22 protein-coding genes and 1 pseudogene are annotated in these 25006 nt (G+C 72.3%); 12 read left to right on the top strand and 11 right to left on the bottom strand.

The window, feature by feature from the left end; genetic code table 11:
* Window positions 1-44 precede the first annotated feature (44 nt).
* From OG207_RS09080 to OG207_RS09065, 4 genes are all read right to left on the bottom strand, one after another.
* On the bottom strand, window positions 45-1016 hold the full coding sequence (locus OG207_RS09080) for an acyl-ACP desaturase (protein ID WP_329097518.1): 972 nt from the start codon (window positions 1014-1016) through the stop codon (window positions 45-47).
* Window positions 1017-1478: 462 nt separating this feature from the next.
* The gene (locus tag OG207_RS09075; RefSeq protein WP_329097516.1) at window positions 1479-3122 is read right to left on the bottom strand and encodes an ABC-F family ATP-binding cassette domain-containing protein; all 1644 of its coding nucleotides are present in this window, start codon (window positions 3120-3122) and stop codon (window positions 1479-1481) included.
* Between the two features lie 178 nt (window positions 3123-3300).
* A complete protein-coding gene (locus OG207_RS09070) occupies window positions 3301-3717 on the bottom strand; it encodes an SsgA family sporulation/cell division regulator (RefSeq protein WP_329097514.1) in 417 nt (138 codons plus the stop codon).
* 229 nt (window positions 3718-3946) lie between these two features.
* The gene (locus tag OG207_RS09065; protein ID WP_329097512.1) at window positions 3947-5404 is read right to left on the bottom strand and encodes a purine-cytosine permease family protein; all 1458 of its coding nucleotides are present in this window, start codon (window positions 5402-5404) and stop codon (window positions 3947-3949) included.
* A gap of 71 nt (window positions 5405-5475) precedes the next feature.
* Here OG207_RS09065 and OG207_RS09060 point away from each other — a divergent pair, with 71 nt between their 5' ends.
* The 3 genes from OG207_RS09060 to OG207_RS09050 all read left to right on the top strand — a co-directional run bounded on the left by OG207_RS09060 (window position 5476) and on the right by OG207_RS09050 (window position 9384).
* Window positions 5476-6150, top strand: coding sequence for a TetR/AcrR family transcriptional regulator (locus OG207_RS09060; protein ID WP_329097510.1), 675 nt, complete (start codon window positions 5476-5478; stop codon window positions 6148-6150).
* A gap of 369 nt (window positions 6151-6519) precedes the next feature.
* A complete protein-coding gene (locus OG207_RS09055; RefSeq protein ID WP_329097508.1) occupies window positions 6520-8151 on the top strand; it encodes an amidohydrolase in 1632 nt (543 codons plus the stop codon).
* Between the two features lie 150 nt (window positions 8152-8301).
* Window positions 8302-9384 carry a WD40/YVTN/BNR-like repeat-containing protein gene (locus OG207_RS09050; protein ID WP_329107503.1) on the top strand — a complete coding sequence of 361 codons (1083 nt, stop codon included), beginning with the start codon at window positions 8302-8304 and terminating at the stop codon, window positions 9382-9384.
* On the opposite strand, the gene OG207_RS09045 is transcribed toward OG207_RS09050, so the two are convergent.
* Both OG207_RS09045 and OG207_RS09040 read right to left on the bottom strand, forming a co-directional pair.
* The gene (locus tag OG207_RS09045; RefSeq protein ID WP_329097506.1) at window positions 9385-9903 is read right to left on the bottom strand and encodes a GNAT family N-acetyltransferase; all 519 of its coding nucleotides are present in this window, start codon (window positions 9901-9903) and stop codon (window positions 9385-9387) included. It lies immediately after the preceding gene.
* 698 nt (window positions 9904-10601) lie between these two features.
* Window positions 10602-10901, bottom strand: a complete 300-nt coding sequence (locus tag OG207_RS09040; protein WP_329097504.1) for a YciI family protein — start codon at window positions 10899-10901, stop codon at window positions 10602-10604.
* Window positions 10902-10927: 26 nt separating this feature from the next.
* On the opposite strand from OG207_RS09040, the gene OG207_RS09035 reads away from it, so the two are divergent.
* Window positions 10928-11605, top strand: a complete 678-nt coding sequence (locus tag OG207_RS09035) for an endonuclease V (protein WP_329097502.1) — start codon at window positions 10928-10930, stop codon at window positions 11603-11605.
* 60 nt (window positions 11606-11665) lie between these two features.
* On the opposite strand, the gene OG207_RS09030 is transcribed toward OG207_RS09035, so the two are convergent.
* On the bottom strand, window positions 11666-12865 hold the full coding sequence (locus tag OG207_RS09030; protein WP_329097500.1) for a saccharopine dehydrogenase family protein: 1200 nt from the start codon (window positions 12863-12865) through the stop codon (window positions 11666-11668).
* A gap of 374 nt (window positions 12866-13239) precedes the next feature.
* Between OG207_RS09030 and OG207_RS09025 the strand changes: the two genes are divergently transcribed.
* The 5 genes from OG207_RS09025 (at window position 13240) to OG207_RS09005 (ending at window position 20125) form a co-directional block, all read left to right on the top strand.
* Window positions 13240-14391 (top strand): CaiB/BaiF CoA transferase family protein, encoded by a 1152-nt coding sequence (locus tag OG207_RS09025; RefSeq protein WP_329097499.1) that lies wholly within the window; start codon window positions 13240-13242, stop codon window positions 14389-14391.
* Window positions 14391-15416 carry an LLM class F420-dependent oxidoreductase gene (locus OG207_RS09020; RefSeq protein WP_329097498.1) on the top strand — a complete coding sequence of 342 codons (1026 nt, stop codon included), beginning with the start codon at window positions 14391-14393 and terminating at the stop codon, window positions 15414-15416. Before OG207_RS09025 ends, OG207_RS09020 begins: the two co-directional genes overlap by 1 nt.
* A gap of 9 nt (window positions 15417-15425) precedes the next feature.
* Complete coding sequence (locus OG207_RS09015) at window positions 15426-16568, top strand: acyl-CoA dehydrogenase family protein (RefSeq protein ID WP_329097496.1); 1143 nt, start codon at window positions 15426-15428, stop codon at window positions 16566-16568.
* A gap of 119 nt (window positions 16569-16687) precedes the next feature.
* Window positions 16688-17902, top strand: a complete 1215-nt coding sequence (locus OG207_RS09010) for an acetyl-CoA C-acetyltransferase (protein ID WP_030008979.1) — start codon at window positions 16688-16690, stop codon at window positions 17900-17902.
* Between the two features lie 51 nt (window positions 17903-17953).
* A complete protein-coding gene (locus OG207_RS09005) occupies window positions 17954-20125 on the top strand; it encodes a 3-hydroxyacyl-CoA dehydrogenase NAD-binding domain-containing protein (protein ID WP_329097493.1) in 2172 nt (723 codons plus the stop codon).
* Window positions 20126-20199: 74 nt separating this feature from the next.
* Here the strand turns inward: OG207_RS09005 and OG207_RS09000 are convergent, their stop codons facing one another.
* Both OG207_RS09000 and OG207_RS08995 read right to left on the bottom strand, forming a co-directional pair.
* Window positions 20200-20874: a maltokinase N-terminal cap-like domain-containing protein gene (locus tag OG207_RS09000; RefSeq protein ID WP_329097491.1), complete on the bottom strand. Its 675-nt coding sequence runs from the start codon at window positions 20872-20874 to the stop codon at window positions 20200-20202.
* 63 nt (window positions 20875-20937) lie between these two features.
* The gene (locus OG207_RS08995) at window positions 20938-21669 is read right to left on the bottom strand and encodes a MerR family transcriptional regulator (protein ID WP_328787810.1); all 732 of its coding nucleotides are present in this window, start codon (window positions 21667-21669) and stop codon (window positions 20938-20940) included.
* An 85-nt stretch (window positions 21670-21754) separates the two neighbouring features.
* On the opposite strand from OG207_RS08995, the gene OG207_RS08990 reads away from it, so the two are divergent.
* The 3 genes and pseudogenes from OG207_RS08990 to OG207_RS08980 all read left to right on the top strand — a co-directional run bounded on the left by OG207_RS08990 (window position 21755) and on the right by OG207_RS08980 (window position 24282).
* A complete protein-coding gene (locus tag OG207_RS08990) occupies window positions 21755-23584 on the top strand; it encodes an AMP-dependent synthetase/ligase (protein WP_329097489.1) in 1830 nt (609 codons plus the stop codon).
* An 84-nt stretch (window positions 23585-23668) separates the two neighbouring features.
* Window positions 23669-23980, top strand: a pseudogene (locus OG207_RS08985) (BCCT family transporter); the annotation flags it as partial.
* Between the two features lie 89 nt (window positions 23981-24069).
* Complete coding sequence (locus tag OG207_RS08980; RefSeq protein WP_329097487.1) at window positions 24070-24282, top strand: helix-turn-helix domain-containing protein; 213 nt, start codon at window positions 24070-24072, stop codon at window positions 24280-24282.
* Window positions 24283-24325: 43 nt separating this feature from the next.
* On the opposite strand, the gene OG207_RS08975 is transcribed toward OG207_RS08980, so the two are convergent.
* Both OG207_RS08975 and OG207_RS08970 read right to left on the bottom strand, forming a co-directional pair.
* Window positions 24326-24616: a hypothetical protein gene (locus OG207_RS08975; RefSeq protein ID WP_329097486.1), complete on the bottom strand. Its 291-nt coding sequence runs from the start codon at window positions 24614-24616 to the stop codon at window positions 24326-24328.
* A 14-nt stretch (window positions 24617-24630) separates the two neighbouring features.
* Entirely contained in the window at window positions 24631-24957 is a 327-nt protein-coding gene (locus OG207_RS08970) for a hypothetical protein (RefSeq protein WP_329097485.1), read from the bottom strand.
* Window positions 24958-25006 lie beyond the last annotated feature (49 nt).

Genomic DNA, 25006 nt, shown 5'->3' with positions numbered 1-25006 from the left:
TGCCAGGGCAATCGGCATCACTCGCCCGAGCGAGCGGAAATCGGTCAGCCCTTGCGGGCGGCGATGCGGGCCGCGCGGGCAGCCAGCTTCTCGTCGAACTTGCGGGCCTCGGAGTCCAGGCCGTTCATGAACAGCCCGAGCTCCTCCTGGGCCTTCTGGCCCTCGGGGCCGAGGCCGTCGATGTCCATGATCTTGAGGAAGCGGATCACGGGGCTCAGCACGTCGTCGTGGTGGATCCGCAGGTTGTAGACCCCGCCGATGGCCATCTGCGCGGCCATCCGCTCGAAGCCGGGCATGCCGTGTCCGGGCATCCGGAAGTTGACGACGACGTCCCGCACGGCCTGCATGGTTAGGTCCGGGGCGATCTCGAAGGCCGCGCCCAGCAGGTTGCGGTAGAAGATCATGTGCAGGTTCTCGTCCTGCGCGATGCGGGCCAGCATCCGGTCGCAGACCGGGTCACCGGACTGGTGGCCGGTGTTGCGGTGTGAGATGCGGGTCGCGAGCTCCTGGAAGGCCACGTACGCCACCGAGTGCAGCATCGAGTGGCGGTTGTCGGACTCGAACCCCTCCGACATGTGCTGCATGCGGAAGGCTTCCAGCTTGTCCGGGTCCACGGCGCGCGAGGCCAGCAGGTAGTCGCGCATCACGATGCCGTGGCGGCCCTCCTCGGCGGTCCAGCGGTGCACCCACGTGCCCCAGGCGCCGTTGCGGCCGAAGAGCGTCGCGATCTCGTGGTGGTAGCTGGGGAGGTTGTCCTCGGTCAGCAGGTTCACGACCAGCGCGATCTTGCCGATGTCGGTGACCTTGGACTGCTGCGGGTCCCAGGCCTCGCCGTCCTCGAAGAAGCCCGGGAAGTTCCGACCCTCGCTCCACGGGACGTACTCGTGGGGCATCCAGTCCTTGGTGACCTTCAGGTGGCGGTTGAGCTCCTTCTCGACCACCTCTTCCAGCGCGAACAGCAGCTTGGCGTCCGTCCACGCCGCCGAGCTGCCGAGGTGGGGAGAGGCGATCGTCACGGGTACTCCTGGGTGCAAAAGCGAATTACCTACGGTTCCGTAGCTTACGGAGTCGTAGGTTAAGTGTGACATCAAGGCCAGCCAACCCCCCGGCAGGTGTATGTCCGGTTACATCCAGTTATCTATGCAGTTTATGGCCGGCCTGAGGGGGATGCGAGGGGCCAAAATCACGCCAGTGGGTGGTTTACCGCCCCCGATTTTGACGAAAGAAATCGCTTCCGCTTTACCCGGGGCGCGACGATCCGGCCCTCGCCGCCGACACGTGGGCAGGCCGATGGGGGCGAGTGCGGGGGTGATGCGGAGGTGGGTGCGGTCTCCTGGCTGGCGGCGCGCCAGCCAGGAGACCGCACCCACGTCACGGCCCGAGCAGGGGCCGACTCGCGCTGTGGCCGCCAGCCGCCAGCCGCCGGCCGGCTGCCAGCCGTGGGCTGCTAGCGGCCGGCCGCCGGCGCCGGCGTGGTCTCAGTCACTCGAACACAGCCGTTCCCGGACCTCCTCGGCCGTCGTCGGCCGCAGCTCGCCGTCCAGCAGGAGCCATCGCGTGATGCCGATCGACTCCAGGAACGGCACGTCATGGCTCGCCACCAGGAGTGCGCCCTCGTACGACTCCAGCGCGTCGGTCAGCTGTCGGACGCTGGACAGGTCCAGGTTGTTCGTCGGCTCGTCCAGCATGAGCAGCTGGGGAGCCGGCTCCGCCAGCAGTAGGGCCGCCAGTGCCGCCCGGAAGCGTTCGCCGCCCGATAGCGTGCCGGCCGGCCGGTCCGCCCGGGCGCCGCGGAACAGGAAGTGCGCGAGTCGGGCCCGGATCAGGTTGTTGGTGGCCTGCGGGGCGAACCGTGCCACGTTCTCCACGACCGAGCGGCTCTCGTCCAGGACGTCGAGGCGCTGCGGCAGGAACCGCGTCGTCACGTGCGCCACGACCGCCCCGGACGCCGGCGGGAGCTGTCCCGCGATCGTGCGCAGCAGCGTGGTCTTGCCCGAGCCGTTGCGGCCCACCAGGGCGATCCGTTCCGGCCCCCGCAGTTCCCACTCGCCCGGTACGGCGGCTCCGTGGGCCAGGCGTAGATCGCTCAGGGTCAGGACCTGCCGCCCGGGCGGCACCTGGGTAGCCGGCAGCTGGATCCGGATCTCGTCGTCGTCGCGCACCGCCTCCACCGCCTGGTCCAGGCGTTCCTTCGCTTGGACCAGCTTCTCGGTGTGCATGATCCGGTGTTTGCCAGCCGACTCCTGGGCCGCGCGCTTGCGGGCGCCCATCACGATCTTCGGCTCGCGCTTGTTGTCGTACATCTTCTGCCCGTACCGCTTGCGCCGCGCCAATTTGACCTGGGCGTCGGCCAGTTCGCGCTTCTGTCGCTGTACGTCGGCCTCCGCGACCCGGACCATCCGCTCGGCGGACTCCTGTTCGGCGGCGAGCATGTCCCGGTAGTCCGTGAAGTTGCCTCCGTACCAGCGGACTTCGCCGTCGCGCAGGTCGGCGATCTGGTCGACCCGCTCCAGCAGTTCCCGGTCGTGGCTGACTAGGAGCATCACCCCGGACCAGGACTCGACCGCCGCGTACAGGCGGTTTCGGGCCCGCAGGTCCAGGTTGTTGGTGGGCTCGTCCAGCAGCAGGACGTCGGGGCGGGCGAGCAGCAGGGCGGCCAGCCGCAGCAGTACGGACTCGCCGCCCGAGAGCTCGCCGACGGTGCGGTCCAGGCCGATCCGGGCGAGACCGAGCTGGTCGAGCGTGGCCAGGGCCCGCTCCTCCACGTCCCAGTCGTCGCCGACGGCGGTGAAGTTCGCCTCGGTGGCCTCGCCCGCCTCGATGGCGTGGAGCGCGGCGCGGGCGGTGTGGATGCCGAGCGCCTCGTCCACGCGCAGCCCGGTGTCGAGGGTGACGTCCTGCGGGAGGTAACCGACCGTGCCGGCGACGGAGGAATGACCTTCGGTCGGGGCCAGTTCGCCGGCGATCAGCTTCAGCAGGGTGGACTTTCCGCAGCCGTTGAGGCCGATCAGGCCGGTGCGGCCGGGGCCCACGGTGAGCTGGAACCCGTCGAAGACGGGAGTGCCGTCGGGCCAGTCGAAGGACAGTGCGGAGCAGGTGATGAACGTAGGGGCGTTACTCATGGAGGCCTCCAGGTTGCGTGAGTGGTGCGTGCAACGCGGGGAGACAGCCGACGGCTCAGCCGTAGGGCGGGGTGGTCGGTGTCTCGAACCTCAGACGAGCAATGTCCTGCTCCGTTTCGACGGTGATGGGGCGTCTTCGAAGCTACGGGCGGCCGCAGCCGCCCGCAAACCAATTAACTCAGCAGGTGTCGCGCATCAGCTCGGCCAGGTTGTGGTCCATGTCCAGGTAGAGGTGTTCGAGGCCGGGCGGCACCACGGTCGCCGCCCGCTCCAGGAAGCGGTGCAGCTCGGCCGTCAGCATCAGCACGATCGCGACGCCCTCCGTCGCGTGGAACTCGATGGTGGTCCGGTCCACGTCGTACGGGCGTACGCGTACGTCGCCGTAGCCCGACGGGCGGTCCAGCCCGGACTCCAGCAGCTCGCGCGAGAAGGTCCACGACACCTCGACGCCCTCCAGCGTGGCCGGGGCGGGGAAAGCCATGCGCACGGCGAACGGATCCGCACGGTCGTAGCAGAGGGTGACGGGCACGGTCTCGACCTTCGGCGCGGTGGCGACCAGACGGGCCTGTGCGGCCTGCTCGATGACAGTGATCAAGGCTCACTCCCTAGCGGCGGATCTGCTGCCGGACTGTTGGGGTGGAGCCCGGCAACCGGATAGACGCCGGAATCGGCAAATCCGTGCATGGGCCGTTGCGTGAGCTGTGTCACCGATTGGCTTGAACCAATCCGTGCGATCGCACAGAGTGACCGGACGGTGGGTGTGCCCGAAGGCGACCCCGATCCGTGGTGGGTTCGGGGCGCCTCGGAGAAGGGCTGGTTACCGATCACTCCACCGGCGTAAGGGTCCGCATCAGGGCTGTGTGGAGGGCTGCGTAGAGGGTGGCGGAGACGGCCATGCCGACGGGCAGGGAGAGGTCGATGCCGCCCAGGGCGGAGGCGACCGGCCCGGTGTAGAGCGTGTTGACGCACAGGGCGGCCGCGCTCACCCCGCCCGCGAGTGCGAGGGCGCCCGCCGGGCTGACGCCGCCCACGTACCAGAAGGGGCTGCCGGGGGTCTCGTCCGCCAGTGCCCGGCCGTCGTAGCGGAACCGGCGCAGCAGGATGTCGGTCGCGTAGATCCCCATGACGGGGCCGATGAGCACGACGACCAACTGGAGGGAGTTGCTGACGGTGTCCAGGAGGTTGGAGACGAGCAGGCCGTAGAGGGTCAGGGCGACGGCGACGGCCCCGTCGAACAGGACGCTGACGGAGCGCCGGATGCGCAGACCGACGGCCTGCAGGGCGAGCCCGGCGCTGTATGCCGTCAGGGCGTTGACGGAGATCGTGCCGAGGATCAGGGCGAGCAGGAAGATCGGGTAGAACCATCCGGGCAGGATCTTCTGCAGTGCGGCCTGTGGGTCGCTCATGTCGACCGCGGTCGCGGCGAACGCCCCCAGGGAGCAGACGACCACGCTGGGCAGGAAGGCTCCGAGGGCGGTCCAGCCGATGATCGCCTTGCGTGAGGACGTGCGGGGCAGGTAGCGGGAGAAGTCCGCACTGGTGGTGTAGGAGAGCGGGCCCGAGGCGATGAGGGTGGTGCCGGCGAGGAGCGCCGCCCAGAGGCCGAGTCCGGTCAGGGGCGGGGCGGGCCGGTAGGCGAAGTCCGTGTGGCCGACCACGGCGAAGCCGACGACGGCGAAGGCGGCGGCCAGGACCAGGGTCATCGGGAGGTAGAGCTTCATGATCATCGCGTGGCCGTAGACGCTGATGGTCAGGGTGAGCGCGGCGATGGTCACGATGACGGCGGCCTTGATCCCGGTGTCCGTCGTGACGCCGACCCGTTCCGCGAGGGCGAAGGCGGCCGCGGCGGCGGCCAGGTTGAGGGCGAAGTAGCAGACGGAGACCAGCCAGCCGCCGACCGCGTTCATGGCGCGGTTGCCGATGACTCCGTACATGGCCCGGGTGATCACCTCGCTGGGCGCTCCGGCGGCCGGGCCCGAGGTGGCGAGCAGGCCGGTGAGCAACCAGAACAGGTTGCCGACCACGATCACGGCGACGGACTGCCAAAGGCTCAACCCCATGAGGACCAGCGCGCCGCCGATCACCAGGCTCAGGTAGTTGACGTTCGCCGCCGCCCAGACGGCGAAGAGGTCCCGGGGGCGGCCGTGGCGCTCGGAATCGGGGATGTGGTCGATGCCGTGGGCCTCGATGCGGGTGGCCCACTCAGGGGTCGGCGCGGCCTGTCCGAGCGCTCCGGGGGTCGGGTGCGAACCGGGAGACGGGTCAGGGATCGGGGACGCCATGGGGGACCTCCGGGTGCTGGGCGTGTCCGCCTCGCTTGCTTATTGGTCGCACACTCAATAGCGTCCCCAGTATGTCGTCAAGCGTCCAGCGCAAACGGATCCGCAAGTCCCCCGAGGCCCGGCGGGCCGAGATCGTCGACACGGCCGCAGCCGTCGCCCTGGCCGAAGGGTTGGAGTGCCTCACGCTGCGCCGGATCGCCGAAGAGCTCGCCGTCCGGCCGGGTCTGATCAGCCACTACTTCCCCTCGGTGGAGGACCTGGTCGCCGAGGCGTTCGGGACGGCCGCCGGGGCCGAACTGGAGGTCCTGCTGCCGCCCGGAGCGGACGGGGGCGTGCCGATCCCGACCGGACGTCTGGAGCGGTTCTTCGCCCGCACGTCCGGCGAGGCCTACGACGCCATCAGTCGGCTCTGGATCAACGCCCGCCACCTCAGTCGCTACCGTCCCCTCCTGCGCGAGCGGGTCGCCGAGCAGGAGGCCGCCTGGCGCGGCCGCCTGGAAGAGGTGATCCGCGAGGGCGTAGAGCGCGGCGAGTTCCGTACGGAGGACCCGTGCGTGACGGCCATTCAGATCCTGGTCGTCCTCGACGGCCTCGGCGTCCACGCCAACACCGAGGACCGCGACCGCCCCGAGGCGGTGACCCGGATGGCGGTCACCACCGCGGAACGCGAACTCGGCCTGCCCCGCGGCGCCCTCACCCGTGGTGCAGTTGGTGACGCCGCCGGCCGAGCAGCCGGCGAGGCCTGACCCGGGGCCGTCTCCTCCGGATCTAGGCCGTCTCTTCCGGATCTTGCCGGGCCCGCGACGCCCGGCACCGCACCCGGCCGCGTTGTCGGGGCGCCCGAGTACGTCCCGTACACGGGCGCCTTGCCGGCCACGGCACCGGACGCCGCGGGCTCGGCCGACAAGATCCGGAAGAGACGGCCTAGCCCGACCATCCCCCCCCGGGGGGCTGGGAGGCGCCCCCGGCCGACCGGCACCGGACGGCGCGGGCCCGCCCGGCAAGCCCCCGGAAGAGACGGCCCCGCGCCGGGCCCCACCCCTCCCGCCCGGCCCTTCCCCCGCCCGGCCCCTGCCCCGCCCTACGTCCCCCACCCCGCCCCCGCTGGAGGCTCCGTGCGCACCTCTCTCGTCCTGCTCAACGCCCGCCTGCTCGACCCGGCCACGGGCGGGTTCCTGCCGGACACCGCCCTGGCCGCTTCCGGCGGACAGATCACCGCGCTCGGCGACGAAAGCCACGTCCGTGCGCTCGCCGACGCCTCGACCACGGTGGTCGACCTCAAGGGGGCCGTCGTGACCCCCGGCCTGGTCGACGGCCACATCCACCCCGTCTCGGGCGCCGAACTGACCCACGGACTGGACCTGTCGGGCTGCACCGACCTGGAGCAGGTACGCGCGACACTCGCCGCCGGCGTACGCGGCCTCGCCCCCGGCGCCTGGCTGAGCGGCTGGGGCCTGGACCTGAACGCCTTCGGAGACCGGCCCGTCGAGACCGCCCCCTTCGAATCCGTGCTCGACGGCGTGCCCGCCACCCTCCTGCTCTTCGACGCCCACTCCATGCTGGCCAGCCGGCGCGCCCTCGAACTCGCGGGCGTCGACGGGCCGCGGACCTTCGACCAGGCCTCAGCCGAAGTGGTCTGCGACGCGGACGGCCGGCCCACCGGCCTGCTCCTCGAGGACTCCGCCTGCGAACTCGTCGAACGCGTCGCCCCGCAGCCCACCCGCGAGGAGCGCCGCGAGAGGCTGGCCGCGGCGCTGCACAAGATGGCCGCCACCGGGCTGACCGGCGGCCACGCCATGGACGCGAACGGCGACAGCCTCGCCTTCTACGCCGAACTCGACGGGCCCGGACGACTGCCGCTGCGCCTGCGCGTCGCACCCTGGTGCCAGCCCGGTGCCGACGTCGACGCCGTGCGCGCGCTCATCGCCCAACAGGGCGCTGGCGGCCGGCTGTGGCGCACCGAAGGCGTGAAGATCTTCATGGACGGCACGATCGACAACGGCACCGCCTGGCTGGAACACCCGGACCGCAACGGCGAGTCCACGCACGCCTTCTGGCCCGACCCCGAGGTCTACACGAGGATCGTGGGCGAGTTCCACCGGGCCGGAGTGCCCACCGCCACCCACGCGATCGGCGACGCCGCCGTACGACACGTGCTCGACGCCGTCGAGAAGGCCCAGGCCTCCAGCGGGCCCGGGCCCCGGGTCCGCCACCGGGTCGAGCACATTGAGACCGTCCCCGACGACACCCTGCGCCGCTTCGCCGAGCTCGGCGTCATCGCCTCCGTACAGCCCACCCACTGCTGCGACTTCACCCGCGCCGACCACACCGACAACTGGTCCCGCCGGCTCGGCGAGGAACGCGCCTCGCGCGCCTGGCGCTGCCGGGATCTGTGGGACTCCGGAGCCACCGTGGTCCTCGGATCGGACTGGCCGATCGCCCCGTATCCGCCGCTCGGCGTCATGGGCGGCGCCCGCCACCGACGTCCCAGCCGCGACCTGAGCCAGGCTCCGCACGGTCCCGAGCAGGCCCTCACCGCCCTACAGGCCCTCCAGGGCATGACCATCAACGCCGCCCGCGCGGCGGGCGAGGAGCACCTGGCGGGCCGGATCGCCCTCGGCCACCGCGCCGACCTGACGGTCCTCGCCGACGACCCGCTCACCGTCGCCGCCACCGAGCTGCCGGACCTGCCCGTGCTCCTCACCGTCGTCGACGGCGGCGTGACCCACCGCGCCGCGAGCCTGTGACCGGGGAACGAGGTCGCCGGCACGTGCGGTGACAGGGGCGGTGAAAGGTGCGGCGGAAGGTACGGTCCAGGGGCCGGAAGGCGCTCTGGACGGCGCATCCGGGGTGCGTTAGCTTCCGGCGCCATGAGACTTCTGGAACTCGGAATCGGCATGTGCGCGGCAGCCCTGGTCGTGGGAGTGCTCGCCGCCCCGGCCCGGGCCGATGCGGCCCCGGTCACCGAACCGGCCCCGGTGGCGCAGGACTTACGCGGCACCGGCTGGGCACTGAAGGACACCGGCAAGGACGTTCGCTTCCGCGGACTCGCGGCGGTCGACCGGACCACGGCCTGGGTGGCCGGTTCCAAGGGGACCGTGCTGCGCACGGTGGACGGCGGCCGCAGCTGGCGTGACGTTTCGCCGCCGGGCGCGGTCGCGGAGGCCCTGGAGTTCCGCGACATCGAAGCCTTCGACGCGCGGCGCGCGGTGGCCCTGTCCATCGGGGAGGGCGAGGCCTCCAGGGTGCTGCGCACCGAGGACGGCGGAGCCACCTGGACCGAGACCTTCCGCAACCCCGACCCGCGCGCCTTCTACGACTGCCTCACCTTCTTCGACGCCCGGCACGGCCTGGCGATGAGCGATCCGGTGGACGGGAAGTTCCGGATCCTCGCCACCGACGACGGCGGACGGAACTGGCGGGTCCTGCCGAGCGGTGGCATGCCCGAGGCGCTACCGGGCGAGGCGGGCTTCGCCGCGAGCGGCCAGTGCCTGGTGAGTTCCGGCCCGCGCGACGTCTGGCTCGCCACCGGCGGCGGTGCCCGCGCCCGCGTGCTGCACTCCGCGGACCGCGGTCTGACCTGGCGGGTCGCCGAATCCACCGTCCCCGCGGGCGATCCGGCGCGCGGGGTCTTCGCCCTCGCCTTCCGGGACCGTACGAGGGGACTGGCGGTCGGCGGTGACTACCGCACCGGGCAGGCGTCCCCGCAGGCCGCGGCGGTGTCCGCCGACGGCGGACGCACCTGGAGCCGGGCGGAGACGCCGCCGCCGGCCTACCGCTCGGGCGCGGCCTGGTTCCCGTACAGCAGGGGGACGGCTCTCGCGGTGGGGCCCACGGGCACCGACGTGACCACGGACGGCGGACGCAGCTGGCGGTCCTTGGACCCGGGATCCTTCGACACGGTCGACTGCGCGGCCGACGCGGGATGCTGGGCGGCGGGGGAGAAGGGACGGGTGGCGCGGCTGGAACGGCGGCGCTGATCAGCTCGTGGGGCCGGGACCGGGAGGGGCTGCCGCGGGCGTTGGCGCCGGCGCGGTGACGAGGTCCATGCCCGGGTAGCGCCCGGCGGTGAAGCCCGCGGCCCGGTAGAGGGACTCGCCGTCGGGGCTCGCGTGCAGTTGGACGTAGTGGATGCCGATGCCGTCGAGCCAGTCGACCAGCGCGTCGACGATCCGGCGGCCGTGGCCCCGCCCGCGGGCGGGCGCGTCGGTGACGATCCCGTCGAGGTAGCCGCGTCGGCCGTCGGTCCACCGGGGACCGGGCAGGTGGTAGGTGACCCAGGCCATGCCGGTGGCCAGCAGCGGTTCGCCCGGAGCTCCACCGATGACCAGGCAGTGCACGTCGGGGCGTTCGCCGATGCGCTCGAGGAACCAGGTGCGGGCGAGCTGCCGCCAGGCGGCGTCGGCCGGCCCGGGGTCGACCCCGAGGGCGTCGAGGGCGACGGCGCGCAGGCGTATGAGCTCGGGGACGTCTGCGGGAACGGCGGGGCGGGGCTGCATGAACACTCCTACGGGCGGATGTGGTCCAGGGGGCCTGGGGGATGTCTGGTCGGTCGGGCCGGATCAGGTAGCGGGGTCCGGTGCGACGGGTCTTCCCGGGCCCGCCGGGGGCGAGGGGAGGCATCGCCCGGCGGGTGGGGGAGTCCGTGCGGAGCGCCGACGACCGGGGCACGACCTTGGGGCCCCGGACGGAGTCCGGGAGACGAGGCCGCCCGAGAGCCCGGTCCGCCCGGCACGGCTCCGGACGACCGGGCCCATCCGGCAGGATCCCGAAGGCGCCGGTCCAAGGGTCGTGCCCGTCCCGGCGCCGTCCCGGGACGCCTCGGGCGGGCTCGTCCGGATAGCGCAGGTCGAGCCCGCGCCGTCCGGCGCCACGTATCTGCCCCGGCTACGGCGGAGAGGTGCCCCGACGGCCTGGGAAGAGGCGTGGTGCCAGGCGGCGCGGGTGGGGCACGATCCGGAAGGTACGGCACGATCCGGAAGGTACGGCCCGAGGCGTCGCGGCCAGTGCCGTCCCCTCCGGATCCTGTCGGCCGGGCCCACGGCGTCCGGTGCCGTGGACGTCCCCCGGCTTCCGCTGGGAGGTGCCCCGGCGCAGGTGCGCACCGCGTACGGGACGTGCCCGGTCGCGCCGACGAAGCGGCGGGGTGCGGTGCCGGGTGGCGGGGCGGGACGGGACGGGACCCGGAAGGGAGGGCCTACGTGACCGGGTTCTCCCGCACGGTCGACAGGTCCGCCGAGGTCTTCGTGGCGATGAACTCGGTGATGGTGTAGTCACACACGCCCGCCACCGCGAAGGGGTCCTCGGTCGCGATCCGCTCGATCTCGGCCCGGGACACCCCACCGGCCAGGATCACGCCGCCGTCGCGCGGTACCTTGCGTCCCGACGCGAGGAAGACGCCGGCGGCGTAGTAGCCGTCCAGCCAGGCGATGTGAGCGTCCATCTGCTCTTCGACGGACTCGATGGGGGCGGTGTAGGTGAGCTCCATGACGAACATGATCGCCAGGCTACTCTCGCTACATCATGACGAGTGTGAAGACCCCCGCCGACGAGGCCGAGGCCCGGGCGATACAGGACGAACTACGCCATCAGGTCGTGCTCACCGAGACCGGCCCGCCCCCCGGCCGCGGCCTCGTCGCCGGGGTGGACGTCGCCTACGACGACGCGCGCGACCTGGTCGCCGCCGCGGCCGTGGTGCTCGACGCCACCACCCTGGAGGTGGTCGAGCAGGCCACCGCCGTCGGGCGCGTCAGCTTCCCCTACGTGCCCGGGCTGCTCGCCTTCCGCGAGCTGCCGACCGTACTGGCCGCCCTCGACTCCCTGAAGACCGGGCCCGGCCTCGTCGTCTGCGACGGCTACGGCCTCGCGCACCCCCGCGGCTTCGGCCTCGCCTGCCACCTCGGAGTGGTCACCGGACTCCCGGCCATCGGCGTCGCGAAGAACCCGTTCACCTTCACCTACGAGGAACCGGGCGCCCGGCGGGGAGACGCCGCCGCGCTGCTCGCGGCCGACGGGGCCGAGGTCGGTCGGGCGCTGCGCACGCAGCACGGGATCAAGCCGGTCTACGTCTCCGTCGGGCACCGGGTCTCGCTGGACAACGCCTGCGCGCACGCCCTGGCTCTGAGCCCGCGCTTCCGGATCCCCGAGACCACCCGTCACGCCGACTCCCTGTGCCGCAGGGCGTTGCGGGAGGCCTCCTGAAGCGTCCGGCCGGTGAACCCGTCCGGTGAACGGGCCCGGTGAACGGGCCCGGCCCGCCCGTCAGCGGGCGTCCGCCACCCGGAAGGCGATCCCCGCCTTCTGGAGGCGGGCGATCAGGGCGTCGCCCATCGCCACGGCCGTCGTCAGCTGCCCGGCCGCCTCCGGCAGGGCGTCATGGGCCAGGCAGAGCGCCGACTCGGCCAGCATCTTCGCCGTCTCGCCGTAGCCCGGGTCGCCGCCCGCCACCTCGGTGAGCACGCGCCGGCCGCCGCCCTCGCCCACGAACCGCACGGTGAACCAGCTGCGCGCACGGCGTTCCGCGTCCGGCCCCCGGCCCGGCTCCCAGCGGTTGATCAGCCACCGCCGGGCCGGCGGCACCTGCGCCAGGGCCACCGTCGCGCCCAACGCCGCCGTACCGCCCACCGCGACGGGCAGGTGCTTCACGGAGGCGTAGTGCCGGTAGCGGAAGTCTGGGCCGTACCGCTCCAGCGCGGCCGCCGACCGGGCCACGATCCGGGGGTCCAGCGAGGGCAGCGGCAGCGCCCAGGTCCCCGTCTCGCGGCTGAACCGCGGTGCCCCCACCGGCCCGCGGACCCGCCGCCCCAGCAGGCGGGGCTCGTGCAGCCGGCGGGCGTGCGCGGCCGCCAGGGTCTGGGGGCCGCGGCTCAGCGCGGTGAGCGCGGAGGCCAGGGTGCCGCCGGAGAAGAAGGCGTTGGACCGCATGAACCCGTCGACCGCCAGCGGGACCCCCTGCGGCAGCTGCCGGACCGTGAAGTACGCCCCGAGGTCGGCCGGGATCGAGTCGAAGCCGCAGGCGTGCACGATCCGCGCCCCGGTCTCCCGGGCCCGCGCGTCGTGTTCGACGTACATGCGGTCCACGAACTCCGGCTCCCCGGTGAGGTCCACGTAGTCCGTGCCCGCCTCGGCGCAGGCGGCCACGAGTTCCGCCCCGTACCAGACGTACGGGCCCACCGTCGTGGCCAGCACCCGGGTGGACGCGGCCAGCTCGCGCACGGCCGCGGGGTCCTGGGCGTCGGCCCGCAACAGTGGCAGCCGCGCACACGCCGGATCGATCGAGGCCAGCCGTTCGCGCAGCCGTTCCAGCTTCCCGGTGTCCCGGCCGGCCAGCGCCCACCGGCAGCCGGCGGGGGCGTGCGCGGCGAGGTACTCGGCGGTGAGCGCACCCACGAACCCGGTGGCGCCGAACAGTACGACGTCATAGGCGCGTTCCGGCCGGTCGTGCGGGACAGTTGAGTTCATGAACGGCTCCTCCCAGGGGGTTTTGGTGGCCGAGGCTAGCGTGGTGCTCGACCGTCGGGGCGAGCGGGTGCGGCGCGCCGGGTAGGGCGCAGCGCTGCCCCGGCGCCGGCTCCGAGGTCCTGCCCCGGGCACCGCCCGGGCCGCCCGCACCACGGGTGGACGGTCGGGGCGGCACCCCGCCCGATCGCGCGGAGCCGGGCGCCCCCGGGGCCGGACGACCCGCCGGGAGCCCGGCCCGGGGGCTTGTGTTCGATGGAACACGTTCCTAGCATCGCTGGTGTTACATCAGTTGTGTCACATAGCCGCACACCGCGCACACCGCGCACACCACGCACACCACGCACACCATGCACACCAGAGCCGCTGGGGGCCCGATGGCAGTGACAGGGAACGGGAACCGGGACGCGAGCGGGCCCGGCCCGCTCGCCGGGGTGCGCGTCGTCGAACTGGCGGGCATCGGCCCCGGACCGTTCGCCGCCATGCTCCTCGCCGACCTGGGCGCCGACGTCGTGCGCGTGGACCGGCCCGGCGGCGGCGGACTTGCGGTCGATCCGGCCTACGACATCACCAATCGCGGCAAGCGGTCCGTCATGGTCGACCTCAAGTCCGCCGACGGGCCCGCCCGGGTCCTGGACCTGGTCGAGCGGGCCGACGTCCTCGTCGAGGGGTTCCGGCCCGGGGTGGCCGAGCGCCTCGGGGTCGGACCGGCCGAGTGCCGCGCCCGCAATCCGAAGCTCGTGTACGGCCGGATGACCGGCTGGGGCCAGGACGGTCCGCTCGCCGAGGCCGCCGGGCACGACATCGCGTACATCGCCGTCACCGGCGCCCTCGGCATGATCGGGAAGCCGGGAGAGCCGCCGGCCGTACCCGCCAACCTGGTCGGGGACTACGCGGGCGGCTCGCTCTACCTGGTCGTCGGGGTCCTCGCGGCCCTGCACCACGCCCGTGCCACCGGTGCCGGCCAGGTCGTCGACGCGGCCATCGTCGACGGCACCGCCCACCTCACCGCCATGATCCACGGGATGATGGCGGCGGGCGGCTGGCAGGACCGCCGCGGGGCCAACCTCCTCGACGGCGGCTGTCCCTTCTACGGCACCTACGAGACCTCCGACGGCCAGTACATGGCGGTCGGCGCGTTGGAGCAGCAGTTCTACGACACCTTCACGGAACTCCTCGGCATCGGGGACGGGGCACCGGCCCGCAAGGACGTCGCCCGCTGGGGCGAGCTGCGCGAGGCCGTCGCCGCCCGCTTCCGGACCCGTACGCGCGAGGAGTGGACGACGGTCTTCGAGGGCACCGACGCCTGCGTGGCCCCGGTGCTGTCGCTGCGCGAGGCCCCGGGCCACCCGCACCTCGCGTCCCGCGGGACCTTCACCGAGCACGCCGGGATCGTCCAGCCCGCGCCCGCGCCGCGGTTCTCCGCGACCCCGACCCGCGTGACCTCCGAACCCGCCCTGCCCGGCGCGGACACCGAGTCGGTGGCCGCCGACTGGGACGTACCGGCCCTGCTCCCGAAAGAGGCCTGATGGAACTGTCCATGATGCTCGACTACGCCGGGGACCCGCGCCGGGCCGCCGACCAGGCCGCCGCGCTGGAGTCGGCCGGGCTCGACGCGGTGTGGGTGGCCGAGGCCTGGGGGTTCGACTCCCCGACGATCATGGGCTATCTCGCCGCCCGCACCGAGCGGCTGAAGATCGGCTCGGCGATCATGAACGTGTACTCGCGCACCCCCGGCCTCATCGCCCAGACGGCCGCCGGCCTGGACGCGCTCTCGGGCGGCCGGGCACTGCTCGGCCTCGGCGCCTCCGGACCGCAGGTCGTCGAGGGCTGGCACGGGATGCCGTACGACAAGCCGCTCGGCCGCACGCGCGAGACGGTCGAGCTCTGCCGGCGCATCTGGCGCCGCGAGACGATCGACCACCACGGCATCACCGACATGCCGCTGCCGCCGGAGCGGGGCAGCGGGCTCGGCAAGCCGCTGAAGATCCTCACCCGCCCGGTCCGACCCGAGATCCCCGTCTACATCGCCTCGCTCGGCCCGGCCAACGTCCGGCTGACCGCCGAGATCGCGGACGGCTGGCTGCCCACCCTCTTCATCCCGGAGAAGGCCGCCGCGGTGTGGGGCGGCCCGCTCGCCGAGGGGACGGCCAAGCGGTCGCCGGAGCTCGGCCCGCTCCAGACCGTCGCGGGCGGCCTGCTCGCCATCGGCGACGACGCGGCCGCCGCCCGGGACCTGGCGCGCCCGCAGATCGCCCTGTACGTCGGCGGGATGGGCGCGGTCGGCAAGAACTTCTACAACGACCTGGCCGTCGCCTACGGGTACGAGGAAGAGGCCCGGAGGATCCAGGAGCTGTACCTCGCCGGGCGCAAGCGCGACGCCGCTGCCGCAGTCCCGGACGAGTTCTGCGAGCTGATGACGCTGTGCGGGCCCGAGGGCTACGTGCGCGAGCGCGTCGAGGCCTTCCGCGAGGCGGGCGTCAGGATGCTCAACGTCACACCGGTCGGCCCCGACCCGGCCAAGCTGATCGAAACCGTCAAGAGTTGGCTCTAGGGGGCCCCGATGCAACGACGCATCTTCGACGCCGACCACGAGGCGTTCCGCGAGACCGTACGCACCTTCCTCAGCAAGGAGGTGCTGCCGCACTACGAACAGTGGGAGAAGGACGGCATCGTCAGCCGCGAGGCCTGGCGGGCCGCGGGCCGGCAGGGGCTGCTGGGCCTCGCCGTCCCGGAGGAGTACGGAGGCGGCGGGAACACCGACTTCCGCTACGCCGCCGTGATCGCCGAGGAGTTCACCCGCGCGGGCGCCCCCGGGCTGGCCATCGGCCTGCACAACGACATCATCGGGCCCTACCTGACCTCGCTCGCCACCGAGGAGCAGAAGCGCCGCTGGCTGCCCGGCTTCTGCTCCGGGGAGACCATCACCGCCATCGCGATGACGGAACCGGGCGCGGGCTCCGACCTCCAGGGGATCCGGACCACCGCTGAGGACCGCGGCGACCACTGGGTGCTGAACGGTTCCAAGACCTTCATCTCCAACGGCATCCTGGCCGACCTGGTGATCGTCGTCGCGAAGACCACCCCCGAGGGCGGGGCGCACGGCCTGTCGCTGCTGGTCGTCGAGCGCGGCGCGGAGGGCTTCGAGCGCGGCCGCAACCTCGACAAGATCGGCCAGAAGTCCCAGGACACCGCCGAGCTGTTCTTCCACGACGTGCGCGTCCCGAAGGAGAACCTGCTCGGCGAGCTGAACGGTGCTTTCGTCCACCTGATGACCAATCTCGCGCAGGAGCGGATGGGCATAGCGATGGCCGGCATCGCCGCCGCCGAGCACCTGCTGGAGATCACCACCCAGTACGTGAAGGAGCGCGAGGCCTTCGGCCGTCCGCTGGCCAAGCTGCAGCACATCCGGTTCGAGATAGCGGAGATGGCCACCGAGGTCGCCGTCACCCGGACCTTCCTCGACCGCTGCATCACGGACCACTCCAACGGCGAACTGGACCACGTGCACGCCTCTATGGCCAAGTGGTGGGCTACCGAGCTGCAAAAGCGCGTCGCCGACCGGTGCCTGCAACTCCACGGCGGCTACGGCTACATGACCGAATACCGGGTCGCCCGGGCCTTCACCGACGGCCGCATCCAGACCATCTACGGCGGCACGACCGAGATCATGAAGGAGATCATCGGCCGTTCGCTGCTCGGCTGACCTTCCCCGTGCGCGCCTGCGCGCAGGTGCCTCCCCGTGGGCACCGCCTCGTAGGCGCCTCCCCGTAGACAACTCCCTCTGGAAACCTCCTCCTTGGACACCTCCGAAAGGCTTGACCAGTGAGCACCGAAGCTTACGTATACGACGCGATCCGCACTCCGCGCGGTCGCGGCAAGGCCAATGGCGCCCTGCACGGCACCAAGCCGATCGACCTGGTCGTCGGACTCATCGACGCCCTGCGCGAGCGCAACCCCGGCCTGGACCCCGCCACCATCGACGACATCGTGCTCGGCGTCGTCGGCCCCGTCGGCGACCAGGGCTCCGACATCGCGCGTATCGCGGCCATCGCCGCCGGGCTCCCGGACACCGTGGCCGGCGTACAGGAGAACCGCTTCTGCGCCTCGGGCCTGGAGGCCGTCAACCTGGCCGCCGCGAAGGTCCGCTCCGGCTGGGAGGACCTGGTCCTCGCGGGCGGCGTGGAGTCCATGTCCCGCGTCCCCATGGCCTCCGACGGCGGTGCCTGGTTCGCCGACCCGATGACCAACTGGGACACCGGCTTCGTCCCGCAGGGCATCGGCGCCGACCTGATCGCCACCATCGAGGGCTTCTCCCGGCGTGACGTCGACGAATACGCCGCCCTGTCGCAGGAGCGGGCCGCCGCGGCCATCAAGGACGGCCGTTTCGCGAAGTCCGTGGTCCCGGTCACCGACCGCAACGGTCTGATCGTCCTGGACCACGACGAGTTCGTCCGCCCGGGCACCACCGCCGACACGCTCGCCAAGCTGAAGCCCTCCTTCGCGGACATCGGCGAGCTCGGCGGCTTCGACGCGGTCGCGCTGCAGAAGTACCACTGGGTCGAGAAGATCGACCACGTCCACCACGCCGGCAACTCCTCCGGCATCGTCGACGGCGCCTCGCTCGTCGCCATCGGCTCCCGCGAGGCGGGGGAGCGGAACGGCCTCACCCCCCGCGCCCGCATCGTCTCGGCGGCCGTCTCCGGCTCCGAGCCCACCATCATGCTCACCGGCCCCGCCCCGGCCACCCGCAAGGCCCTGGCCAAGGCCGGCCTGACCATCGACGACATCGACCTGGTCGAGATCAACGAGGCCTTCGCGGGCGTCGTCCTGCGCTTCGTCAAGGACATGGGCCTGTCCCTCGACAAGGTCAACGTCAACGGCGGCGCCATCGCGCTCGGCCACCCGCTCGGCGCCACCGGCGCGATGATCCTCGGCACGATCGTCGACGAGCTGGAGCGCCAGGACAAGCGCTACGGGCTCGTCACCCTCTGCGTCGGCGGCGGCATGGGCGTCGCCACCATCGTCGAACGCCTCTGATCCGCCCTGTTCCCCCTGCCCACCGGACCTTCCGAAACGAAAGCAGTGACCATGAGCGAGTCCACCACGATCCGCTGGGAACAGGACGAGACCGGCGTCGTCACCCTGATCCTCGACGACCCGGGCCAGTCCGCCAACACGATGAACCAGGCCTTCAAGGACTCCATTGCGGCGATCGCCGACCGCGCCGAGGCCGAGAAGGACTCCATCCGCGGCATCATCTACACCTCCGCCAAGAAGACCTTCTTCGCGGGCGGCGACCTCAAGGACATGATCCGGCTCCGCCCGGAGCACGCGCAGCTCGCCTTCGACACCGGCACCGAGATCAAGCGCTCCCTGCGCCGCATCGAGACCCTTGGCAAGCCCGTCGTCGCGGCCATCAACGGTGCGGCCCTCGGCGGCGGTTACGAGATCTGCCTCGCCTCCCACCACCGCGTCGCCCTCGACGCGCCCGGCTCCAAGATCGGCCTGCCCGAGGTCACCCTCGGCCTGCTCCCCGCCGGTGGCGGCGTCACCCGTACCGTGCGCCTGATGGGCATCGCCGACGCGCTGCTCAAGGTGCTGCTCCAGGGCACCCAGTACACCCCGCAGCGCGCCCTGGACAACGGCCTCGTGCACGAACTGGCCGCCACCCCCGAAGAGATGCTGACCAAGGCCCGCGCCTTCATCGACGCGAACCCCGAGTCGAAGCAGCCCTGGGACGTACCCGGCTACAAGATTCCGGGCGGTACGCCGTCCAACCCGCGGTTCGCCGCGAACCTCCCGGCCTTCCCCGCCAACCTGAAGAAGCAGCTGAACGGGGCCCCGTACCCGGCCCCGCGCAACATCCTGGCCTGCGCCGTCGAGGGCTCCCAGGTCGACTTCGAGACCGCGCTGACCATCGAGGCCCGCTACTTCACCGAGCTGGTCATCGGCCAGACCGCCAAGAACATGATCCAGGCGTTCTTCTTCGACCTCCAGGCCGTCAACGCGGGCCGCAGCCGCCCGCAGGGCATTGAGCCCCGCAAGGTCCGCAAGGTCGCCGTCCTCGGCGCCGGGATGATGGGCGCGGGCATCGCCTACTCCTGCGCCCGCGCGGGCATCGAGGTGGTGCTGAAGGACGTCTCGCTCGATGCCGCCGCCAAGGGCAAGGCGTACTCCGAGAAGCTGCTCGACAAGGCGCTCTCCCGGGGCCGGACCACCGAGGCGGGGCGCGCCGAGCTGCTCGCCCGGATCACCCCGACCGCCGACGCGGCCGACCTCGCGGGCTGCGACGCCGTCATCGAGGCCGTCTTCGAGGACACCTCCCTCAAGCACAAGGTGTTCCAGGAGATCCAGGACGTCATCGAGCCGGACGCACTGCTGTGCTCCAACACCTCCACGCTTCCCATTACGGGCCTCGCGGAAGGCGTTTCGCGGCCGGTCGACTTCATCGGGCTGCACTTCTTCTCGCCCGTGGACAAGATGCCGCTGGTGGAGATCATCAAGGGGGAGCGGACCGGCGACGAGGCCATCGCCCGCGCCTTCGACCTGGTCCGCCAGATCAACAAGACCCCGATCGTGGTCAACGACTCGCGCGGCTTCTTCACCTCGCGCGTCATCGGCCAGTTCATCAACGAGGGCGTCGCGATGATCGGCGAGGGCGTGGAGCCCGCCTCGATCGAGCAGGCGGCAGCCCAGGCCGGATACCCGGCCAAGGTGCTCTCGCTGATGGACGAGCTCACCCTCACCCTGCCGCGCAAGATCCGCAACGAGACCCGCAAGGCCTTCGAGGCCGAGGGCAGGGCGTGGACCGAGCACCCCGCGGACGCCGTCATCGACCGCATGGTGGACGAGTTCGGCCGCCCCGGGCGCAGCGGCGGGGCCGGCTTCTACGAGTACGACGAGGCCGGCAAGCGCGCCCGCATCTGGCCGGGCCTGCGCGAGCACTTCGCCAAGCCGGGGTACGAGATCCCGTTCGAGGACATGAAGGAGCGGATGCTCTTCTCGGAGGCCCTGGACACCGTCCGCTGCCTCGACGAGGGCGTGCTCACCTCGATCGCCGACGCCAACATCGGCTCCATCATGGGCATCGGCTTCCCGGCCTGGACGGGCGGCGTGATCCAGTACGTCAACGGCTACGAGGGCGGCCTGCCCGGCTTCGTGGCCCGTGCCCGCGAGCTCGCCGACCAGTACGGCGAGCGCTTCATCCCGCCGGCCTCGCTGGTCGCGAAGTCGGAGCGCGGCGAGACCTACACGGACTGATCGCGCGGCACTCCCCGGGCCCGCCCGCGAGCGGGCCCGGGGCTGTCCTTCCGGTTTCTTCCGGTGCCTTCCGGTCAGCCCGCGAACGCGGCCAGGTGGGCGAACAGCCCGTGCTGGTACGCCCCGTCCGGGGCGGACCAGCCGGCCAGGACGCGTGCCGGTACGCCGTCCCCGGCGGGGGCGGGACCGTCGTGCAGCACGCGGGACACGGCCAGGGTCGTCACGGGTCGTTCCCGCCCGGCCGGGCCCACGGTGACGAGGCTCGCGTCGGCGGTGTCCGTCACGGTCCCGGGGCCGGTCAGGCCCTGCGGCACCCCGGCCCCCTCGGTACGGACCTCGACCGTCGGGTCGGGGACGCCGCTCTCGTTCTGGTCCTGGGCCGTCGTACGTCCCGCCAGTAGGGCCAGCAACTGCTCGACCAGGACGACGTCGTGGGTCCCGTCGTAGATCCAGCGACGGCCCAGCACACCGTGCTCGGAGGTGCCGATCAGGCCGGCCCCGGCCCCCTCGAGCGGAGCCCCGCGGTAGGTCAGCGGGACCAGGTAGGTCACCGGATCGTCCCCGGCGGTGTCGGTGACCACCATGAACTCGATGCCCACCTCGCCCTCGGGGTCGTCGAGCCGGAAACCGCCGGCCTTGGCGAGCTGCGGGGTACCCGGGCCGCCCCGGTACCAGGGGCGCCGGGGGAGCCAGTCGGCCAGGAGTTCGAGCTTGCCGGGCGACATGGTGGTGCGGTGAATGACAGCCATGATCCACAAGCTACCCGGGCGGCAGGGACGCCGACCGGCCGTGCGGCCGTCCGGCCACCTCCCCTACCGTTCCGGTTCCGAGGCGAACGCCGCCCGCAGTTCCTCCCGCAGCGACCGCTGGAAGGCAGTCACCAGCGCCTGGACCACCATCGGCTGCATGTGCGCCGAGAGCGCCTTCATCGACTCCACCCGCTCCGGATCGCTCTCGCCCTCCGTGAACGGCCCCCACACCTCGTCCCGGAACAGCGCCGTCAGCTCGTGCGCCGCCGACCTGGTGTGCTCCATCAGCACCCGGCGCGCCGCCAGGATCGTCTCGTGGGCGATCGGTACGTCGAGCAGCGCCACTCCGAGCCGCAGCAGCCCGACGTCCACCCGGAACCCGTCCCCCGAGGCGGCGAGCACGTTCATCGCCGTCAGTCGCCGGACATCGGTGTCGGCGAGGCTCCGCCCCACCCGCTTCTCCAGCTCCTCCCGCGACACCTCCTGGGCCGCGTCCGGAGCCCAACTGGCCACCATCGCGCGGTGGATGGCCAGGTCGTGGGCGCTCAGGTCGTCGGGCAGCGCGTCCAGATAGCGCTCGATGGCGGACAGGGTCATGCCCTGGTGCTGCAGCTCCTCGATCAAGGCCAGCCGGGACAGGTGCTCCGGCCCGTAGTGCCCCACCCGACGAGGGCCGATCACGGGAGGGGGCAAAAGCCCGCGGGTGCTGTAGAAACGAACGGTGCGCACGGTGACGCCCGCCCTGGCCGCCAGCTCGTCGACGGTGAGCATCGGCTCGGGTGCCTGGTCGGCCATCGTCTGCGCCTCGCTCTCTGCTCCACAGCTTGGGTTCAACAGTATTGCTGTCGCACCAACGATGTGAAACGGCCAGGAGCTGCCCATGACCACGAACCTGCGACTGCCCGGACGACCCGAAGAGATCACCCTGCCGGCCCTGCTGGCCCGCAACGCCGCCGAGTACGGGGAGCTGCCCGCCCTCTCCTGGCGGGCCGGCCCCGACGCCGCCGGGTGGACGACCCTCACCTGGAGCGAGGTGCGCCGCAAGGTCGCCGTCCTCGCCTCCGGATACGCCGCCCTCGGCGTCGAGCGCGGCGAACACGTGCTGATGATGATGGGCAACCGCCCCGAGCACTGGCTCAGCGACCTCGCCCTCGTCCACCTCGGCGCCGTCCCCGTCACCGTGTACGGGACCTCCGCGCCCGAGCAGATAGCCCACATCGCCCGTCACAGCCGGGCCCGGGTCGCCGTCGTCGAGGGCGCCCGCGAACTCGCGCGGTGGGAGCCGCTGCTGGCCGACCCGGACGTGCCCCTGGAGCGTCTCGTCGTGGCCGAAGCCGCCGAGGCCGGCGGGCACTCCACCTACGGCTCCCTGTACTCCGGCGGGGCCCGGCTCCACCGCGCCGACGACTTCGAGAAGGCCTGGCAGGAGACGCGCCCCGAGGACCCGCTGACCGTCGTCTACACCTCGGGCACCACCGGCGACCCGAAGGGCGTGCGGCTGACCCACCGCAACCTCATGCTCCAGGCGATCCGCCTCGACCGGCACGTGGACCTGCCCGAGCACGCCGAGCACATCTGCTACCTGCCCTTCGCGCACATCGCCGAGCGCGTCCTCGGCATCTACCTGCCCCTGCTGCGGGCCTCGCACGTACGGTTGTGCGCCGACCCCGCCGCCGTCTCGGGGGCGGTCCGCGAGCTGCACCCGGTGCAGTTCTTCGGAGTGCCCCGGGTGTGGGAGAAGCTCGCCGCCTCGGTCCGCGCGGTCCTCGCGCAGCTCCCCGAAGAGCAGCGCGCGGCCATCGAGGCGGCGGGCGACCTGGCCCGCGCCCGGGCCGCCCACCGCGAGCGCGCCGAGGAGGTGCCGGCCGCGCTCGAAGCCTCGTACGCCCGGGCCAAGGAGCAGGTGCTGGACCCGCTGCTGGGGCTGGCGGGCATGGACCGGCTGATGTGGACGGCCAGCGCCACCGCGCCGATGCCGATCGACGTGGTCCGCTTCTGGGCCGGCTGGGGCATCACCATCATGGACGCCTGGGGGCTCACCGAGACCTCGGGCGTGTGCACGGTCAACAGCCCGGACGGCTTCCGGCTCGGCTCGGTCGGCCGCCCGATCGAGGGGCTGGAGCTGAGACTGGCCGAGGACGGGGAGATCCTCACCCGCGGGGCGACCGTCTTCGGCGGCTACCTACGGCCGGACGGCTCGGTGGAGAGCGCCGCCGACGACGCGGGCTGGTTCCCGACGGGGGACATCGGCCGGGTCGACGAGGACGGGTTCCTCTGGCTGACCGACCGCAAGAAGGAACTGATCATCACCTCGAACGGCAAGAACGTCTCGCCCGCCCTGGTGGAGAACACGGTCAAGGAACACCCGCTGATCGGGCAGGCCCTGGTGCACGGCGACGGCCGCTCCTACCTCGTGGCCCTGCTGGTCCTGGACCCGGAGCTGGCCCCGGTCTGGGCCGTCACCCGGGGCATCGAGGCGGCCTCCCCGGCCGAGCTCGCCGCCCACCCCGCCGTCCGGGAGGAGATCGCCCGCGCGGTGGAGGCGGCCAACGCCCGGCTCAACCGGACCGAGCAGATCAAGCGGTACCGGCTGCTGACCGAGGAGTGGGGCCCCGAGACCGGGGAGCTCACCCCTTCGCTCAAGCTCCGCCGCCGGGTGGTCCGCGACAAGTACGGCGCACTGATCGAGGGCCTGTACGAGGAGCCGTAGGGGACGGTGTAGCCCGGGCGCACCGGTGCGGTGGGCCGGATCCGCGCTCACCGCACCGGGGGAGCGGAGCGGGTGAGCCGCCGCGCGGCCGTCATGCTGCTCATCGGCAACGGCGAGGGCGACGCGCTCGCCGGACTGCAGAACCTGACGATCCTCGTGGCGGCGCCGTTCACCCTGGTCATGATCGGTATGTGCGTGGCACTCATGCGGGACCTGCGCCGGGACCCGCTGATCATCCAGGGCGAACGGGGCGAGGAAGCCGTGGCCGTGGCCGTGGCCGCGGGCCACGAGGAGTACGGCGGCGAATTCGAGATCCGCATCGGCCCGTCCGGCGATCCGGAGGTCGACGCGGCCGAGCCGCCCTCCGCGTCCCCGCCACCCGGCGGCCGGCGCTGACGGCGGTGCTGTCGGACCGGGCGCCACCGGCCCGGTCCGACAGGACGCCGTCTCCCTAGCGTCCGATCAGCGGGTAGTGGTCGGACGAGTTGGTACTCACCCGCCGCAGGCAGATCGGCGAAAACATTCGGGCAGCGCGCCGGCGCGCGCACCTCACCCAAGAGGAGGTCGCCCGGCGGGCCGGCATCGAACGGCACACGCTCAATCGCATCGAGGGCGGTCATGCCGCGGCTCGCCTCGACACCCTCATCCTCACTGCCGACGCCATCGGTGTACCGCTCGCACAGCTGGTCCGCGAGTAGCTCCGGCCGACGGGGGATTGCCGGCCGGGGCAGTCTCACGGCCCTACACCGGCGGGCGGCCGGGTGTCGGGGTGGGCGGCGGAGACGGCAGCGGCGGGCCGGGATCCGGCGGCAGCTTCGGGCTTCCGGAGCCGTGCTTGCCCATCTTCAGCTTCCTTCCGTTGAGTCCGTAGATTCCGAGCGGGGGGAACAGGGTGACGCGGGGCGGATAGCCGGCCTCGGCGCAGGGGATGCACAGCAGGTCCCGGCCGTGACTGTGTGCCGTCGTGCGAACGGCTTCGACCAGTTCGACCCAGCAGGCCTCACAGGCGACGACGTCGGTTGTCGACGTCACGTACTCGGTGGTGATCACCACAGGTCCGTGGCGATGTCGTACCCGGCGGCCTCGATCGCGGCCGTGGTGCGGTCCAACCAGCCGGGTGCGGGAGTTGCCGCCCCGGTGACCTCGGGGTGGTGGTGGACGACCGTACCCAACCGCGCGCACAGTTCGGCGTAGACCACGGTGCAGGAGATCAGGGCGTGCCAGCCGGCATTGACCGGGCCGGAGGGGGCGAGCTCGGCGGCAGCGCTGTGCGCGACCGTGGCGACGAACTTCAGGGCCTCAACCACCCGCTGCTCTGCGGCGACCCAGCCCAGCTCGGGGTGCTGGCGGGCCAGAGTGGCCGTGACGGTCATGAAGTCGTCGGCGGAGAGAAGGCTGCGCGGGTCGCTGGTGCGGCGGGGC

This window comes from Streptomyces sp. NBC_01439, from assembly GCF_036227605.1.
GTDB lineage: Bacteria > Actinomycetota > Actinomycetes > Streptomycetales > Streptomycetaceae > Streptomyces.
This window is presented reverse-complemented; position numbering and strand designations above follow the sequence as displayed.

Bases quoted from the DNA above. Each gene is read 5' to 3' on its own strand.
- OG207_RS09075 (WP_329097516.1), bottom strand. From the start codon at position 3,122: ATGAGTAACGCCCCTACGTTCATCACCTGCTCCGCACTGTCCTTCGAC.
- OG207_RS09065 (WP_329097512.1), bottom strand. From the start codon at position 5,404: ATGGCGTCCCCGATCCCTGACCCGTCTCCCGGTTCGCACCCGACCCCC.
- OG207_RS09060 (WP_329097510.1), top strand. From the start codon at position 5,476: ATGTCGTCAAGCGTCCAGCGCAAACGGATCCGCAAGTCCCCCGAGGCC.
- OG207_RS09050 (WP_329107503.1), top strand. From the start codon at position 8,302: ATGTGCGCGGCAGCCCTGGTCGTGGGAGTGCTCGCCGCCCCGGCCCGG.
- OG207_RS09045 (WP_329097506.1), bottom strand. From the start codon at position 9,903: ATGCAGCCCCGCCCCGCCGTTCCCGCAGACGTCCCCGAGCTCATACGC.
- OG207_RS09040 (WP_329097504.1), bottom strand. From the start codon at position 10,901: ATGTTCGTCATGGAGCTCACCTACACCGCCCCCATCGAGTCCGTCGAA.
- OG207_RS09035 (WP_329097502.1), top strand. From the start codon at position 10,928: ATGACGAGTGTGAAGACCCCCGCCGACGAGGCCGAGGCCCGGGCGATA.
- OG207_RS09030 (WP_329097500.1), bottom strand. From the start codon at position 12,865: ATGAACTCAACTGTCCCGCACGACCGGCCGGAACGCGCCTATGACGTC.
- OG207_RS09025 (WP_329097499.1), top strand. From the start codon at position 13,240: ATGGCAGTGACAGGGAACGGGAACCGGGACGCGAGCGGGCCCGGCCCG.
- OG207_RS09020 (WP_329097498.1), top strand. From the start codon at position 14,391: ATGGAACTGTCCATGATGCTCGACTACGCCGGGGACCCGCGCCGGGCC.
- OG207_RS09015 (WP_329097496.1), top strand. From the start codon at position 15,426: ATGCAACGACGCATCTTCGACGCCGACCACGAGGCGTTCCGCGAGACC.
- OG207_RS09005 (WP_329097493.1), top strand. From the start codon at position 17,954: ATGAGCGAGTCCACCACGATCCGCTGGGAACAGGACGAGACCGGCGTC.
- OG207_RS09000 (WP_329097491.1), bottom strand. From the start codon at position 20,874: ATGGCTGTCATTCACCGCACCACCATGTCGCCCGGCAAGCTCGAACTC.
- OG207_RS08995 (WP_328787810.1), bottom strand. From the start codon at position 21,669: ATGGCCGACCAGGCACCCGAGCCGATGCTCACCGTCGACGAGCTGGCG.
- OG207_RS08990 (WP_329097489.1), top strand. From the start codon at position 21,755: ATGACCACGAACCTGCGACTGCCCGGACGACCCGAAGAGATCACCCTG.
- OG207_RS08970 (WP_329097485.1), bottom strand. From the start codon at position 24,957: ATGACCGTCACGGCCACTCTGGCCCGCCAGCACCCCGAGCTGGGCTGG.